The 14,244-nt window shown below is 64.0% G+C and carries 15 protein-coding genes and 1 pseudogene; 11 read left to right on the top strand and 5 right to left on the bottom strand.

The window, feature by feature from the left end:
• Positions 1–148: 148 nt before the first annotated feature.
• Complete coding sequence (locus tag AB5Y48_RS09490) at positions 149–1,000, top strand: GGDEF domain-containing protein (protein ID WP_050664980.1); 852 nt, start codon at positions 149–151, stop codon at positions 998–1,000.
• Here AB5Y48_RS09490 and tilS read toward each other — a convergent pair.
• Positions 997–2,331: a tRNA lysidine(34) synthetase TilS gene (gene tilS, locus AB5Y48_RS09485; RefSeq protein ID WP_082177870.1), complete on the bottom strand. Its 1,335-nt coding sequence runs from the start codon at positions 2,329–2,331 to the stop codon at positions 997–999. The two genes, AB5Y48_RS09490 and tilS, sit on opposite strands and share 4 nt — an antisense overlap.
• A gap of 204 nt (positions 2,332–2,535) precedes the next feature.
• On the opposite strand from tilS, the gene AB5Y48_RS09480 reads away from it, so the two are divergent.
• Positions 2,536–4,563 (top strand): M13 family metallopeptidase, encoded by a 2,028-nt coding sequence (locus AB5Y48_RS09480; protein ID WP_368164280.1) that lies wholly within the window; start codon positions 2,536–2,538, stop codon positions 4,561–4,563.
• Positions 4,564–4,582: 19 nt separating this feature from the next.
• The gene (locus AB5Y48_RS09475; RefSeq protein WP_136613065.1) at positions 4,583–5,011 is read left to right on the top strand and encodes a PliI family lysozyme inhibitor of I-type lysozyme; all 429 of its coding nucleotides are present in this window, start codon (positions 4,583–4,585) and stop codon (positions 5,009–5,011) included.
• A gap of 61 nt (positions 5,012–5,072) precedes the next feature.
• On the opposite strand, the gene AB5Y48_RS09470 is transcribed toward AB5Y48_RS09475, so the two are convergent.
• From AB5Y48_RS09470 to AB5Y48_RS09460, 3 genes are read right to left on the bottom strand one after another with little or no spacing between them, the layout of a single operon-like run.
• A complete protein-coding gene (locus AB5Y48_RS09470) occupies positions 5,073–5,516 on the bottom strand; it encodes a flavodoxin (protein WP_224163416.1) in 444 nt (147 codons plus the stop codon).
• A 48-nt stretch (positions 5,517–5,564) separates the two neighbouring features.
• Positions 5,565–6,305 (bottom strand): tRNA pseudouridine(65) synthase TruC, encoded by a 741-nt coding sequence (gene truC / locus AB5Y48_RS09465; RefSeq protein ID WP_050664976.1) that lies wholly within the window; start codon positions 6,303–6,305, stop codon positions 5,565–5,567.
• Positions 6,302–6,640 (bottom strand): YqcC family protein, encoded by a 339-nt coding sequence (locus AB5Y48_RS09460; protein ID WP_050664975.1) that lies wholly within the window; start codon positions 6,638–6,640, stop codon positions 6,302–6,304. Before AB5Y48_RS09460 ends, truC begins: the two co-directional genes overlap by 4 nt.
• 170 nt (positions 6,641–6,810) lie before the next feature.
• On the opposite strand from AB5Y48_RS09460, the gene AB5Y48_RS09455 reads away from it, so the two are divergent.
• The 6 genes and pseudogenes from AB5Y48_RS09455 to yddG all read left to right on the top strand — a co-directional run bounded on the left by AB5Y48_RS09455 (position 6,811) and on the right by yddG (position 10,452).
• Positions 6,811–7,845: a DUF3549 family protein gene (locus tag AB5Y48_RS09455; RefSeq protein ID WP_136613062.1), complete on the top strand. Its 1,035-nt coding sequence runs from the start codon at positions 6,811–6,813 to the stop codon at positions 7,843–7,845.
• A pseudogene (locus AB5Y48_RS09450) lies at positions 7,842–8,105 on the top strand (DUF3301 domain-containing protein); the annotation flags it as partial. The gene AB5Y48_RS09455 and the pseudogene AB5Y48_RS09450, both read left to right, overlap by 4 nt.
• Before the next feature lie 96 nt (positions 8,106–8,201).
• A complete protein-coding gene (locus tag AB5Y48_RS09445; RefSeq protein WP_060588220.1) occupies positions 8,202–8,432 on the top strand; it encodes a DUF2789 domain-containing protein in 231 nt (76 codons plus the stop codon).
• A 19-nt stretch (positions 8,433–8,451) separates the two neighbouring features.
• Complete coding sequence (locus AB5Y48_RS09440; RefSeq protein WP_050664973.1) at positions 8,452–8,715, top strand: hypothetical protein; 264 nt, start codon at positions 8,452–8,454, stop codon at positions 8,713–8,715.
• A gap of 30 nt (positions 8,716–8,745) precedes the next feature.
• Entirely contained in the window at positions 8,746–9,516 is a 771-nt protein-coding gene (locus AB5Y48_RS09435; protein WP_060584639.1) for a Zn-ribbon-containing protein, read from the top strand.
• Positions 9,517–9,558: 42 nt separating this feature from the next.
• Positions 9,559–10,452: an aromatic amino acid DMT transporter YddG gene (yddG, locus tag AB5Y48_RS09430; protein WP_368164279.1), complete on the top strand. Its 894-nt coding sequence runs from the start codon at positions 9,559–9,561 to the stop codon at positions 10,450–10,452.
• Here the strand turns inward: yddG and syd are convergent, their stop codons facing one another.
• Positions 10,453–10,992, bottom strand: a complete 540-nt coding sequence (gene syd / locus AB5Y48_RS09425) for a SecY-interacting protein (RefSeq protein ID WP_050664971.1) — start codon at positions 10,990–10,992, stop codon at positions 10,453–10,455.
• A gap of 54 nt (positions 10,993–11,046) precedes the next feature.
• On the opposite strand from syd, the gene queF reads away from it, so the two are divergent.
• Entirely contained in the window at positions 11,047–11,895 is an 849-nt protein-coding gene (gene queF, locus AB5Y48_RS09420; protein WP_368164278.1) for an NADPH-dependent 7-cyano-7-deazaguanine reductase QueF, read from the top strand.
• 73 nt (positions 11,896–11,968) lie between these two features.
• A complete protein-coding gene (locus tag AB5Y48_RS09415) occupies positions 11,969–14,236 on the top strand; it encodes a tetratricopeptide repeat protein (protein WP_368164277.1) in 2,268 nt (755 codons plus the stop codon).
• The last annotated feature ends 8 nt before the right edge of the window (positions 14,237–14,244 follow it).

Below are 14,244 nucleotides of genomic sequence, written 5' to 3'. Positions count from 1 at the left end.
TTTGATTGACTTAAGTCTAGTCAGCCAAATCGGGAGGCAGTGATCATCTTTTCGGCACGTTGTTTGCAGAAGTGTTGCGTGAAGAGGGGGAAAATGTCATTCCCCGGGTTGTAAGGAGTAGGCTGTGGACAATACAACGACGGCCGGCATGTTGAGCCAGGGGCTCGACCACTGGGTCAGACAGAGTGAACGCCTGACCTGCCTCTCGAGTGCGGAGCGGATCACGCTGATCGAGTCGCTGCTCGCCCAACAGAGCCTGAGCGACTTGCTGGCAACCTTTGCCAGCGAGGCGGCAAAGATTGTCCGGATCCGCTCTTTGCTCATCGACTGCGGACAACCCCGCCACATCATCAACAGCGAGGGCGCCGTACTGCATCACAGCTTCGAGCTGCGCGGCAGTGACAACCACCTGCTCGGCCTCATCCACTATGGGCTGGATCAGACCCCGAGCCAGGGACAATTGCGACTGCTGGAGCAGTATCACCTGGTGCTGGTGCAACCCCTGCGCCTGATGCTGCGCCTGGAGCAGCTGCAACTGCAGGTGCGCCTCGATCACCTCACGGCCCTGGGCAACCGCGCCTATTTTGACGAGGCCATTGGCCGGGCGGTGGAGCAGCACAGCCGCGACTCCCGTGGCCTGGTGCTGGCGCTGGTCGATCTGGATCGCTTCAAGCAGATCAACGACACCTGGGGCCATCCGGTCGGCGATCTGGTGCTCACCCGCTTTGCCCACCTGCTGCAGGAGGTGATCCGCACCACGGATCAGGCCTTCCGCCTCGGCGGCGACGAGTTTGCCCTGATCCTGCAGCCGGCCGAGCCGGCCGCCTGGCAGCCGGTCTGGCTCAGGCTCAACGAGCAGCTGGCCTGCCACCGTGAGCTCTCCACCTTCTCGGTGGGCTGCAGCATGGGGGGAGCCAGCTGGCATCCTGGCATGAGCGTTCACCAGCTCTATGAGCTGGCCGATGCCGACCTCTACCTGCGCAAGGTGCGGCGCGGCTAGTCCTGGCACCACTGCCAGGCGAGCCCCCTGCCGGCCTCACAGATGAATCCCTGGCAGATGAAGACCCCGAGCACCGCCGCCGGAGTCTCGCCGTAATAGAGGATGGGGATGCGCCCTCGCTGCCAGGAGGGGATCCCATACTCCTGCCACAGCTTCTTGAGCCTTCTGCTGCCAGCCCGCCCCTCTGGATGCAAGCGGCATCCTGGGGGCACGTCGAAGCGTACCGACAGCAGCTCCCCCTGCCGGGGCAATCGCAGTGCCCCCCCTTGTGTCTCCCGCAGTTGCAGGTGCCCCAACCCCTCGGGAAGCGTCAACGACAGACCCGGCTGCAGGCTCCCCTGCCACGCCAGGGGGCGGGCCTCTCCCTCGCTACGACGCAGCAGGTGAAGCGCCCCGTCATGGCGGCGACAACTCCACTCATCCCAGCTGAGGCAAGGATTGGCATCCTCCCTGGCACAGGCCACCTCGAGCCAGAGGCGCTGCAACTGCTCGCGAGAGGGCGCGCTGGCACCACAGTGCCGGAGCCAGTAACGCAGCAAGTTATGACGACGGGTAGCCGAAAACGCCCCCAGAGCGGCGATGGCCAGCCCCTCCCCGCAGGAGGCGCGCTGCAGATCCTCGGCCGCCACCTCGTCGAGCAGCGCCGAACTCTCGGCACAAAGCTCGGCGCTGCGCCCGGCCGTCTGCAAGATGGCGGGCCAGCGCTCGCGCAGCAAGGGCACCAGGTGCAGGCGCAAGAAGTTGCGATCGAAGCGAGCGTCGCCGTTGCTCTCGTCATCGACCCAATCTATCCCGGCGTGCTGCGCCGCCGCGGCCAGTTGCTGGCGGGAGAAAGAGAGCCAGGGGCGCAGATGTACCCCCTCTCCAAACGGCTGCGCAGGGCGCATCGCCCCCAGGCCGCGCACACCACTACCCCGCTTGAGGGCCAGCAGCAGGGTCTCGAGCTGATCGTCTCCGTGATGGGCCGTGAGCAGCACGCCTCCCACCGGAAGACGGGTTCGCAACACCTCATAACGGGCCTCACGCGCCTGGGCCTCCAGGCTCTCCCCCGTCCCTCTGGCCAGCAGGACCCGCTCCGTCACCAAGGGCACCCCCAACTCGTCGCAGCGAGCCTGACAGAAGGCCATCCAGGTGTCGGCGTGGGGACTCAGACCATGGTGCACATGGATCGCCACCAAGCGATGTCGCCACGTCGGGTCGGCGGCGAGCAGGGTCAGTAACAGGGCAGAGTCGAGCCCCCCGCTCAGGGCCAGACACAGGGGCGCAGAGGGGTAGTCGCCGAGCGCCTGATGCAGGGCCAGGCGCAGAGGAGAGTCGCTGAAGGTGGTCATAAGGCATCCCGGGTACAGATCGGGGCATCATACCACCACTTGAATCGCAGCATCGGCCAATGTGATAACGTGTTCCCCTCATCGCGCCCGGCAACAGTACCACCACTTGAGTCACGGGATCGGGCACTGATAGAGTGTTCCCCTCATGCCGCCCGGCAACATGGACAGGCTGAACCCCTATTGGATAGCAAGAGACGAATAACAATGACCCATAAGCTGACCTTAAGCGCCTCTCTGGTGGCCCTGGCCCTGTTGGCCGGTTGCCAGAGCACCCCGCCTCGCCACAGCGGACTGCAGGGCGCCAACATGGATCTCGGCGTCAAGCCGGGCGATGACTTCTTCCGTTATGCCAACGGCCACTGGCTCGGTACGGCCCGGATTCCGGCCGACCGCCCCGCCGACGGCGCCTTCTATGCCTTGCGCGATCGCTCCCTGGCCGACGTCAAGGTGCTGGTGGATGAGGCGGTCAAGGCCAACGCCAGCGAGGGGAGCGATCAGCAGATCGCGGCCCTCTATGAAAGTTACATGGACCGCACCCGGCGCGATGCCCTGGGCATGGCCCCCCTCAGCCCGCTGCTTGCCGAGATAGACAAGGTCCAGAGCCAAAGCGATCTGGCCCACGCCTTCGCCCGCAGTGCACGCATCGGTGGCGGCGCCCCCTTCGCCTTCTGGATCGGGGCCGACGAGAAAGATCCCGACAGCTACAGCGTCACCCTCTACCAGAGCGGCCTCGGCCTGCCGGATCGGGACTACTACCTCAAAGACGACGCCGAGGCGCGCGCACTGCAGCAAAAGTACCAGGCTCATATCGCCGCCATGCTGGCCCGCAGCGGCATCCCCGCTGCCGAGGCCGATACCCAGGCCGCCCGCATCCTGGCCCTGGAGACCCGGATCGCCAGGCTGCAATGGGACAATGTCACCCTGCGCGACCGGGAGAAGGGCTATAACCCCAAGAGCCAGGCCGAGCTTAAACAACTGGCCAGCCGTTTCGACTGGGGACGCTGGCTCGACGATACCGGGCTTGCGAAGCAACAGCGCCTCATCGTCGGCCAGCCCGACTACCTGACCGGTGTCGATGCGCTGATACAGGAGACGCCCCTGGCAGACTGGCGCGCCTACCTGCGCTGGCATCTCATCAGCAGTTGGGCCCCTTATCTGGACAAGGAGACCGACCGCCTCAACTTCGCCTTCTTCGGCACCACCCTGAGCGGTACGCCGCAGCAGCGTCCGGACTGGGAGCGTGCCCTGGGAGTGCTCGACGATCATCTGGGTGAGGCGATCGGCGAGCGCTATGTGGCCCGCTACTTCCCCCCCGCCGCCAAGGCGCGCATGGAGCAGTTGGTGGAGAATTTGCGCACCGCCTACGGCGAGAGCATCCGGGAACTCGACTGGATGAGCGAGCCCACCAAGGCCAAGGCCCTCGAGAAGCTGGCCAAGTTCCGCCCCAAGATTGGTTACCCGGACAAGTGGAAGGACTACAGCGCCCTCTCCCTGCGCGCCGACGATCTGGTGGGCAACCTGCTGCGGGCCAGCGAATTTGAATACGCCGATAACCTGGCGCGCCTCGGCAAGCCGGTGGATCGGGACGAGTGGCACATGACGCCGCAGACGGTGAACGCCTACTACAACCCGAGCAACAACGAGATCGTCTTCCCGGCGGCCATACTGCAGCCCCCCTTCTTCGATATGCAGGCGGACGATGCGGTCAACTACGGTGCCATCGGCGGGGTCATTGGCCACGAGATGGGACACGGTTTTGATGATCAGGGAGCAAAATCGGATGGCGACGGCGTCCTCACCAACTGGTGGAGTGCACAAGATCTCAAGGAGTTCCGCTTCCGCACCAGCCGCCTGGTAGCCCAGTACAACCGCTTCGAGCCCATCGAGGGACAGTACGTCAACGGCGCCTTCACCCTGGGTGAGAACATCGGCGATCTGGGTGGCCTCACCATAGCCCACAAGGCTTATCTCCTCTCCCTCGATGGCAAGGGGGCGCCGGTCATCGATGGCTATAGCGGCGAGCAGCGCTTCTTCCTGGGTTGGGCCCAGGTGTGGAAGGGCAAGTATCGCCCCGAGCTGATGCAGATGCTGCTGCGCTCCGACCCCCACTCTCCGCCCGAGTATCGGGTCAACGGTGTGGTGCCAAACATTCCGGCATTCTACGATGCCTTTAACGTCAAACCCGGCGACAAGCTCTACCTGCCACCGGAAAAACGGGTCAAGATCTGGTGATGACCCTGAGGAAATGATGATGAAAAGATGGGTCTTTACCCTGTTGCTGGCCATGGCCGGCGCCACGCAGGCGGGAGAGCTCCCGCGGCAGTTGACCCTGCCAACGGGACTGGTGATCACGCTGGAGCAGGGGAGCGGCGAGCCTGCCTCTATCGGCAGCTATGCCCTTCGCCTCTACTCCGGGAGCAATCCCCGGTTTCCTCTCGATGACTTTATCGCCGGCATCATCATGCCTCGCAACGGCAGCCTGGTCGCGGCCAGGCTGGTCGATCTCAACGATGACAAGCAACCGGAGTTGATCGTGGTGGCCCAAAGTGCCGGCAGCGGTGGCTATCTCTCGGCCGATGCCTTCACCGTTACCCCGGAGGGCATAGAGAGCTACAGTCAGGTGGTGGATCTGCCCCCGGACAGCGATCTGGTCAAGGCACTCAGGGCGCCGCAGGAGTGATCGACCATAACCGGACAGGGGAGCCATGGCTCCCCTGTTTGCTATCTAGGTCCCCGAAGGCTCAGAGACGGCCCATCCACCCCTTGAGCCAGGCCAGGGCCGGACGCTCCGGCTCATCCTCTTGCCCGGCATCGATCTCGAGACGGGGCACCAGGGGGCGGGCCCCCAGCTCTTGCAGCAGACCATCCAGGGTTCGACCGGCTCCGCAATAAGTATCGCCATAACCACTGTCGCCCATGGCAATCAGGGCGTAGCGCAGGGGAGAGAGCCAGGGAGACTGGTGGCGCAGATCGTCGGCGAAAGGAGCCAGGTTTTCCGGTATATCCCCCTGCCCCGTGGTGGAGGTGACAAGCAGCAGGAAACGCTCCGGGCTGAGATCCCTGGCCCGCGCCTCCTCATTGATTGTGACCCTGTGCCCGCCACGCTTGAGCTCACGAGCCAGCTGCTCGGCCACCAGCGCCGCCGAGCCATAGACGGTCCCCACAAACAGATCCACTTGCGCCATCGTCACTCTCCTTCTCCACGATAAGCCCCAGCATGGCACAGAGGGGGATCAATAGTCACTCTCGCTGGCCGGCCAACCGAGTCGCTCGAACAGGGCCAGCACCTCGCGTCCGAGCGGCGCCTGGATGCGCATCGGCACCTTGAGCACCGGATGGGTAAAGCTCAGGTTACGGGAAATAAGCAGTAGCCGATCCGAGCCCAGCTCCTGCTTGAAGAAGCGGTTGTGGCGCCCGTCACCGTGGGTGGTATCCCCTATGATGGGATGGAAGATATGGTCGAGATGGCGGCGCAGCTGATGCTTTCGCCCGGTGTGCGGGTGCAGCCGCACCAGGCTGTAGCGACTGGTAGGGTGCTTCTTGGAAACAGCATGGGGGAGCTCCACCCGCTGCAGCCGGCGATAGCTGGTGACCGCATCCTGGGCCGGCTTGTCGGGACTGCTGAAGGCGTCGGCAATCTTGTCGAGCTGCTCCTTGAGCGGATAGTCGATGAGCCCCTGCTCGGGCACCCAGCCGCGCACCAGCGCCAGGTACTCCTTGTGGACCTGACGGTTGGCAAAGGCCTCGGTCAGGGTGCGGGCGGTCTGCGGGTCGAGGGCAAACAGCAGCACTCCCGAGGTGGGGCGATCGAGCCGGTGCACCGGGTAGACATGACGGCCACCGATAAGATCCCGGGTCATCTGCATGGCAAAACGGGTCTCGTGCTTGTCGAGCCAGCTGCGATGCACCAGCAGACCGGAGGGCTTGTTCACTGCCACCAGCCAGTCATCCTGATAGAGGAGCTCGAGCCTCATCGGTCCACCACTTTACCCGAGAGCAACAGATCGAAGCGGCCGATGAGACGCAGCAACTGCTCCACCTCGGCCAGCTCCTCCTTATAAACCTCGCTGGCCATGGGATAGAGGGAGACGCTGCTTGGCAACTCGGCCTCCAGCAGGATGAGCTGCTGCATGCGCGGAATCAGAATGAACTGGATCCACTGATCGAAGCTGAGGGTATCGACACAGAAGGGGAGCTGGCTGGCCAGGGCCTCGGCACTCGGTGCCTCACTCTGCCAGCGACCGATGCGCTGCATCTCCACAGTCATCTCCATCAGAAGCTCTGAGACCAGCAGGTGCTTGTTGAACATGGGAACGTCCTTAATTTGCCGGGCGCCAGGGGCGCGGGGGGGCGCTACTATACCATGCCGCCTTGACGCGGCAGAGCAGGCTCTTTTGATTATGCACCGCAGGGAACGGTTTGCGCCGGCACTCAGGCTCCCTATAATCGGGCACCAAACCCCAGACTCGAGAGCAAGGCATGTCCACCATCGATACCCTGACCCAATTTCTGACCCAGGCCGGCACCGAATTCCAGCTGTTCGATCTGGGCCGCCAGCTCAGAGTTCTGGAGCGCGACCGGTTCGAGCGCATCGAGCGCCAGCAGGAGCCCTACCCCTGGCCCCTGCAGCAGAAGGCCTGGCTGGCGGTGCACTTCTATCAGGAAGGGGGCAAGCACTATCTCTGGTTTCTCACCTTCCCCCTCGACGAGCAGGGGCTGCTGATGGGGGCCGGCCCCAAACAGTTTATGGATCTGGTGGTCGAGACCCTGGGCTACCAGCTCACCGGCGAGCTCGACGAGGCCAAGGCAGAGAAGCTGGCCAACAACCCCTGGACCTTCCGCCCGGCCGAGGCCAAGATGGCGGCGCTCCATGCCCACCTGTCACGCCGGCTGGCCCAACCCTCTTCGGCCTATCTCGCCCCCCTGTGCGGCTACCTCGCCGATCCCCGGAGCGATGGCTGGCAACAGCTCGGTCTGCAGGGCTTTGCCGACCTGGCCGAGCGGGTGAGTGATCAAGACATCCTCCCTCTGGTGTGCAAGAGCCTGCCGCGCCTGCCCGAGCCCGTGCTGCACGCCCTGTGTCAGGCGTTGGAGTCGGTCGCCCTGCCCCCGGCCCTGCAAGGGGCGCTCATCGAGCGCATCAATCAGGAGCAGGAGCGCGCCGAGCCGAGTGACGAGACCCTGGCACACCTGTGCCGGGCCCAGGCCTCCTGTCCGCCCCAGGCCCTGCGCCGGGCCAAGCTGCTGACCCTGCTCACCACCCATCCGAGCCAGGCCCTGCTGCTCGCCATTGCCGGGCGCTTGCCCGGCGATCTGGAGGACGAGGCCCTGCTTGGCGCCTTCCTCGAGGCCCTGGCTGCCCTCGACACCCGCCTCTTTGGCCAACTCTTTGCCGAGCTGGTCACCCTGCCCAACCTGCGACCCGGGTTGCTGGGCAAGCTGCGCGACCCCAACCGCAGCGCGGCCCTGGGCCAGGCCATCGGCGAGCTCTTCAAGGCGGCACACGGCGGATGAGCAGCGAACTCTGGCTGATCCTGCTGCTCCTGCTCGGGGCAGCCCTGTTCTGGCGTGAGCGGCAAAAAAGCGAGCTCGCCGCCCTGGCCCTGCGCCGCTACTGCAAGGCCAACGGACTGCAGCTACTCTCGGTGGCCCTGAGCCACCGGCGCTTTGGGCGTAGCGGTCTGGTCAACTGCTACCAGTTTGAATTCTCGAGCGACGGGGAGAGCCACTACACGGGCCAGCTGCTCCTGCGTGGCAACCAGATAGAGGGGATAGACCTCCCCCCCTTTCGCATGAGCGGGAACGACCGCTCGGGGAGGGTGATGGAGGCAGAACTATACTCAGATCCAGTCAAGCTGGAGACGAAAACCATGGAGAGCCCGCATCACACCCTGAGCCACCTGTTCGCGCAGTTGGGGCTGCCCTCAGACGAGCTCAGCATTCGCCGGTTCATCAACAGTCACGCCCTGGACTCGCACACCCTGCTGCCCGAAGCCCCCTTCTGGAGCCGGGCCCAGGCCGACTTCCTGCGCGATGCCCTCTATAACGACTCTGACTGGTCGAGCTGCATCGACGAGCTGGACCGACAACTGCGCCGCTAACCCTGTATTGGAGAGAAAGATGTCCCATCGCGACGCCATCTTGCGTATCGCCAACGAGCTGGCCGAACGGGGTACCACCCCGACCACCGCCATGATCAAGGCCCGCCTCGGTGAACCGGTCCCCATGGCCGAGCTGATGTCGGTGCTGGCCAGCTGGAAACAGGGGAACCCCCTCCCCTCGGCCCCCGCACAACCCGAGGCCCCAGCCGATAGCCTGGAGGCACGCCTGACCCGCATCGAGACCAAACTCGATACCCTGATCACCCTGCTGCAATCACGCTAAGGGCGGCCGCTCCGCCCCGTTGGACACCTCATGTACCTTGTCGACCTCATCTTCGAATGCTTCGAAGACACCACCCTCTCCCGTGCCGAGCAAGGGATCCTCGGTTATCTCGATGCCCTGCGCTACAACGGCCAAATCATCGGGCGCGAGCTCCCCACCAGCGTGCAGGAGGGGTGGTTCAAGAGCCGGGTGGTCTGCCCCGAGCCAGACAGCCTGCACCCACGCCATCACAGCGAACAGGTGCAACTGGCCGAGCGGCGCCTGAGCGACGCCGGCCTGCTCGCCCCCAAGGTGGAGCTCGATGGCCCGGATCTTTTCTCTGACAGCACAGACCCGTGCGAAAGCCCGAGCTGGCAGGTGCTCTACACCAGCTTCCTGCACACCTGCTCACCCCTGCGCTGCGGGGATCACTTCGCCCCCATCCCCCTCTACCGCATCCCGCCTGTGGCCAACGGGGATCACAAGCAGGTGATCAAGTGGCAGGAGGATTGGGAGGCATGCGATCAGCTGCAGATGAACGGCTCCATCGCCGAGCACGCGGCCCTGCACGAAATTGGCGAGGTAGGAAGCCGTCTCCATCGCCGTGGCTGGGATCTGTGCAAGCGCATCGAATACCTGACCAAGACGCCGACCTACTACTACCTCTATCGGGTCGGCGGCAGCCGTGAGGAGGAGCTCACCCGTCCCTGCCCCCAGTGCGGCGGACAGTGGCGCCTCCCCGCGCCCCTTCACGAGATCTTCGACTTCAAGTGCGACGATTGCCGGCTGGTTTCCAACATCTCCTGGGATTTCAAGGAGTAATGTTCGTGCCCCATGGGCCATCATCCAGACGGAGCTGATCCCTTGCCCCTCTCCCCGCACTCCCGTCGCCGGGCCACCCTGATCGGCATGAGCGCCGTCTTGCTCTGGAGTGGGTCGATCGGACTGTTTCGCAGTATCTCGGAGATCTTCGGGCCGACCGGCGGGGCGGCGCTCATCTTCAGCGTCAGCGCCCTGCTCGCCACCCTGGCATCGGGCTGGCCGCGCCTGAGCGCCATTCCACGCGCCTACCTGCTGATTGGAGGAGGTCTGTTTGTGGCCTACGAGATCTCGCTGGCCCTGGCACTCGGCCTCGCCCATGACAGGGCCCAGGCCCTCGAGCTCGGCATGCTCAACTACCTCTGGCCGAGCCTGACCGTGTTGCTGGCGGTCTTGAGCCGTCAGCAACGGGGCTCACTCCTGTTGCTGCCCGGGCTCGGTCTCTGTCTGGCGGGGATCGGCCGGGTGATGCAGGGGGATGGTGGGGGGTCACTCACCCATAGCTGGCAGAGCGTCATCGACAATCCGACGGCCTATCTGCTGGCTCTGGCCGCCGCCTTTATCTGGGCCTGTTACTCCCTGGTGACGCGCCTGCTCGGTCGCGGGGAGCGGGTCATCCCCCTGTTTCTCGCCGCCACCGCCCTGATGCTGTGGGGCAAGTACCTGCTGGGGGAAGAGCCCCCTCTCCCCTTCCACCCGGGGGGCCTGCTGCAGGTGCTGCTGCTCGGCGTCTTTACCGCCACCGCCTACTCCTGCTGGAATCATGGGGTGCAGGGGGGCAACCTGACCCTGCTGGCCAGCGCCTCCTACTTCACCCCCATCCTCTCCATGGTGCTCGCCAGCCTCTGGCTCGGCGTTACCCCCGGGGCCGGCTTCTTCGGCGGGGTGGCCATGGTCAGCCTGGGCTCCCTGCTCTGCTGGTGGGGCAGCCGTAGCTAATCAGGGGAGCAAGCGGTCGAGGAAGGTCGCCAGATCCGGCGCTATGATGGTGCGTTTGTCGCTGTCGAGCCGCTCGAAGAGCACCTCACCACTCCCGTTATCGAGGCTGATGATCCCCATCTCGTCCCGGCAACTGGCCAGAAACAGGGTCGGTGTACGCCCGAGCTTGCGCTGCATGAGCAGGTGACCGATGAGGTTCTCCTTGAGGAGATCCAGATCCTCCTGGTTCCATGGCTGGATGAGGCAGAGGCGCAGCCCCTTGAACCAGAGGGTGAGGGGGCGGCTGAACCAGTGGCCATAGAGGGCCTTGATGGAGGGGTGCAAGGGGAGTTCGAGGGCCTGCTCGAGCGCGGAGAAGTCCTCCGCCTCGGGGCGAGCGGCAGGACGCCAGGCGACCCGCCCATCGTGGGGCTCTCCAAGCTCACACGGGGAATGCCATCCCGCCTCAAACTCGCACAGGGGCAGGCTGCCCCGGCTCTCCCCCAGCTGCTGCCAGCGCACAAACAGGCGCCCCAGCGCACACAACACTTGATCCGTCATCCAAATTCACCACAATTGCCGCCAAAGCCCGTCATTTTATGCGACATCGACACCATGACCAACCAAGACCGTTACGCCGGCGCCAAGGCACTGGCCGGCCTCTCCCTCGGCCAGAAATCCGACTACATCAGCAGCTACACACCAAGCCTGCTGCAACCGGTCCCGCGCAGCCTGAACCGCGATGACCTCTCTCTGGGCGATGCCCTGCCCTTCCAGGGAGAGGATATCTGGACCCTCTATGAACTCTCCTGGCTCGATAGCAAGGGCAAGCCAGTGGTCGCCCTGGGAGAGGTTCGCATTCCGGCCACCAGCACGAATCTGATTGAATCCAAGTCATTCAAGCTTTACCTCAACTCCTTCAATCAGACCCGCTGCGAGAGCCTGGCTGCCGTACAGGCGCTGCTCGAGCAAGATCTCGGGGCCTGTGCCGGCGCGCCGGTAGCGGTGACCCTGTGGCACCTCGATGAGGCACCGGCCACCATCGCCACCCTGCCCGGGGAGTGTATCGATCACCTCGACATCGAGGTAAACGACTACCACTTCGACAGCGCCTGGCTCGACGGCGCCACCGGCGACGAGGAGGTGGAAGAGACACTGCACAGTCACCTGCTCAAGTCCAACTGCCTGGTCACCTCCCAGCCGGACTGGGGCTCAGTGGTGATCCACTATCAGGGCCCACGTATCGACCGGGAGAAGCTGCTGCGCTACCTCATCTCGTTTCGTCAACACAACGAGTTCCATGAGCAGTGTGTCGAGCGGATCTTTACCGACCTCAAGGCCCTGTGTGGCTGCCACCGACTCACCATCTATGCCCGTTATACCCGTCGTGGCGGACTGGATATCAACCCGTTCCGTAGCGATTTTGAGCACTCCCCCGCGAATATCCGACTGATTCGCCAGTAATCTTTTCCAGCGCTGGACGCGCAAGGGGCCCCTTGGCTAACATGCCCTGACCCCTTGCGCGCTGTTACTGACAATGAACCAATTGCTCTTTCTGGCCATGATGATGTCTTCCCTGTCGACTCCCGAACTGGAGTTGGCCAAGACATCCCTGCCCAGCGAGCTCATCTCGGCCCAGGCTCAGGCCTTCAACCAGCCCCGTGAGTGCGTGCGCCTCGCCGATGCCTTCCTCCAGCGCATCGGGGAAAATCCGACCCAGGTGCTGAGCAGCAGCCAGACCAACTCCTATCGGGAGCCACTGCTCAATTACCGTACCCAGGAGCAGGTCAATGCCGCACTGATGCTCAAGGGTATCTGTCTGGCCCAGGCCAGCGAGATTCAGGCCGCGTTGGCCACCCTGACCCAGGCCCAGGAAGTTGCCCAGAAGGAAGGGTTCACCAGCCAGCTGGCAAGCACCCTCTACCTCAACTCCCGCTTGTTGACCCGGGATGAGCGCCGCCTTCATGAGGCTCGCCCTCTGCTGGGACAGCTCGATCGCCTGCTTGCAGAGCCGGCGCTCCGGGCCCATCCCTTGCAAGTCTATGCCCCCCTGCTGGAGGCCTCCCTGGCCATCGGCCATCATCAGCTCGAGCAGGCCAAAGACTTGCTGGCAAAGAGCCAGAAGGCGGCAGAGAAGAGCGCAGACCCCATCCAGCTCGCCTGGTACGGGGCCGTGCAGGGTGACTTCTATCTGGCCATCCGCCAACCCGAGATGGCGCTGGGTCAATATCTCGATGCCCTCAAGCGGGTCGAGGGGATGGAGCAACACTTCTTCCTTGGCATGCTGACCGCCCAGATCGCAGCCCTCTATCGCGACGAGGGTAACCTCAAGAAGGCGCTCGAATTCGCCAGCAGCTCGGCCGATCACTATCAGAATCTGGGGGATCCTCGCCCCCTGCAGCAGGCGTTAATCGCCCTGGCCCAGCTCAACCGGGAGCAGGGTGATCTCAACATGGCCCTGGTCTATTTCTTCAACGCCCTGGATCTGCAAGACGACAGGGCCCCGCAGCAGCAAGGGGCCAGGCTCAAGTTCGAAATTGGCAAGACCTACCTGCAGGCGGGTAATCTGGTGCTGGCGCGCAACTACCTCAACGCCGCCCGCCAGGCCTATGAGTTTGGTGACGACAAGGCGCCCCTGGTCGACACATTGCAACTGCTGGGGGAGCTGCACCTGCGCCAGCGCGAGGCGGGCATCGCCATCTTGCAGCTCGAAAATGCCCTGACCCTGGCCAATCAACTCGGGGACAAAGCGCGGCAGATCGCGCTCTACCGCTTGCTGGCGGGAGCCTATGAGCAGAAGGGCTTCTATCAGCAGGCGCTGGCCAGCTACAAACGCTTCCACCAGAGCAGCGAACAGGTACGCCAGCAGCAGACCGACCTCTATCAGGATGGGCTGGAAGAGCATTATCAACGGGTCGAGCGGGAGCAGATGATCAGCCAGCTCGACAAGACCCTCAAAGAGGAGCAGCGCTCTCGCCAGCGCTACCAGTGGACCTCCATACTGACCGGCCTCTCACTGGCACTCTTCATCTGGCTCTTCTTTACGCTCTGGCTCAAGTTGCGCACCCTGCGCCTGCAAAACAAGGCGCTCGGCCGGGCTTTGCAAAAAGAGGCCAGAACCGGCCTGCCCAACTGGCAACGGCTGCTGCAACGCACCCCGGAGGAGATGGCCAAACGCCAGCAGAGCTCGGATCTCTGGTATCTGACCGAAGAGGGGGAGAAGGCATTCGATGACAAGCTCCATTACCTGCTGTTCAAGGTCCCCTTCCTGATCGATTGCCGCGAACGCTTCGGACATCAGGTCGCCTGCGAGCTGGAGCAGGCCTTTGGCCACTATCTGGAGGCGGGCAAGCCCAGGGATGGCCGCATCTACGATCTGCGCGAGGGGCATCTGCTCTATGTCGTCCCCCAGCGCCATGTGACCGATCTCCCCCGCCTGGCCGATGAGCTCATCGCCTGGCTCGATGCCTTCCCAAGCGACCTGGCGCTCGATCGCCGGGTAGCCCTCGGTATCATCAGCTACCCCTTCCTGCCCAAGGCGGCCGGCGCCTTCGATCATCGCCGTCTGTTTGACCTCTGCTACCTGGCCCTGGCCGGTGCGGTATCGGCCGGCCGTAGCGACGGCCGGGCAGCCTGGGTTGAACTGGCCGCCGTGGATTGCCAACAGGCGGCGTTCTTCCATGGGGATGTCTGGGAGCGCTGCCTGATGGCAATTGACAAAGGGCTGGTTAAAGTGAATTCTTCACATGAAAAACAGTGGATTGAGTGGCATATGCTGGCCAGGAAGCAGGCATCTGAACACTGACGACGCGA

The organism is Aeromonas sp. R6-2, from assembly GCF_040908155.1.
GTDB lineage: Bacteria > Pseudomonadota > Gammaproteobacteria > Enterobacterales > Aeromonadaceae > Aeromonas > Aeromonas schubertii.
The sequence above is the reverse complement of the archived record's forward strand: the minus strand, read 5'-3'. Positions and strand labels throughout refer to the sequence as shown.

Excerpts from the sequence above, each read along its gene's own strand:
- AB5Y48_RS09490 (WP_050664980.1), top strand. The coding sequence starts at position 149 with ATGTTGAGCCAGGGGCTCGACCACTGGGTCAGACAGAGTGAACGCCTG.
- tilS (WP_082177870.1), bottom strand. The coding sequence starts at position 2,331 with ATGACCACCTTCAGCGACTCTCCTCTGCGCCTGGCCCTGCATCAGGCG.
- AB5Y48_RS09480 (WP_368164280.1), top strand. The coding sequence starts at position 2,536 with ATGACCCATAAGCTGACCTTAAGCGCCTCTCTGGTGGCCCTGGCCCTG.
- AB5Y48_RS09475 (WP_136613065.1), top strand. The coding sequence starts at position 4,583 with ATGAAAAGATGGGTCTTTACCCTGTTGCTGGCCATGGCCGGCGCCACG.
- AB5Y48_RS09470 (WP_224163416.1), bottom strand. The coding sequence starts at position 5,516 with ATGGCGCAAGTGGATCTGTTTGTGGGGACCGTCTATGGCTCGGCGGCG.
- truC (WP_050664976.1), bottom strand. The coding sequence starts at position 6,305 with ATGAGGCTCGAGCTCCTCTATCAGGATGACTGGCTGGTGGCAGTGAAC.
- AB5Y48_RS09460 (WP_050664975.1), bottom strand. The coding sequence starts at position 6,640 with ATGTTCAACAAGCACCTGCTGGTCTCAGAGCTTCTGATGGAGATGACT.
- AB5Y48_RS09455 (WP_136613062.1), top strand. The coding sequence starts at position 6,811 with ATGTCCACCATCGATACCCTGACCCAATTTCTGACCCAGGCCGGCACC.
- AB5Y48_RS09445 (WP_060588220.1), top strand. The coding sequence starts at position 8,202 with ATGGAGAGCCCGCATCACACCCTGAGCCACCTGTTCGCGCAGTTGGGG.
- AB5Y48_RS09440 (WP_050664973.1), top strand. The coding sequence starts at position 8,452 with ATGTCCCATCGCGACGCCATCTTGCGTATCGCCAACGAGCTGGCCGAA.
- AB5Y48_RS09435 (WP_060584639.1), top strand. The coding sequence starts at position 8,746 with ATGTACCTTGTCGACCTCATCTTCGAATGCTTCGAAGACACCACCCTC.
- syd (WP_050664971.1), bottom strand. The coding sequence starts at position 10,992 with ATGACGGATCAAGTGTTGTGTGCGCTGGGGCGCCTGTTTGTGCGCTGG.
- queF (WP_368164278.1), top strand. The coding sequence starts at position 11,047 with ATGACCAACCAAGACCGTTACGCCGGCGCCAAGGCACTGGCCGGCCTC.
- AB5Y48_RS09415 (WP_368164277.1), top strand. The coding sequence starts at position 11,969 with ATGAACCAATTGCTCTTTCTGGCCATGATGATGTCTTCCCTGTCGACT.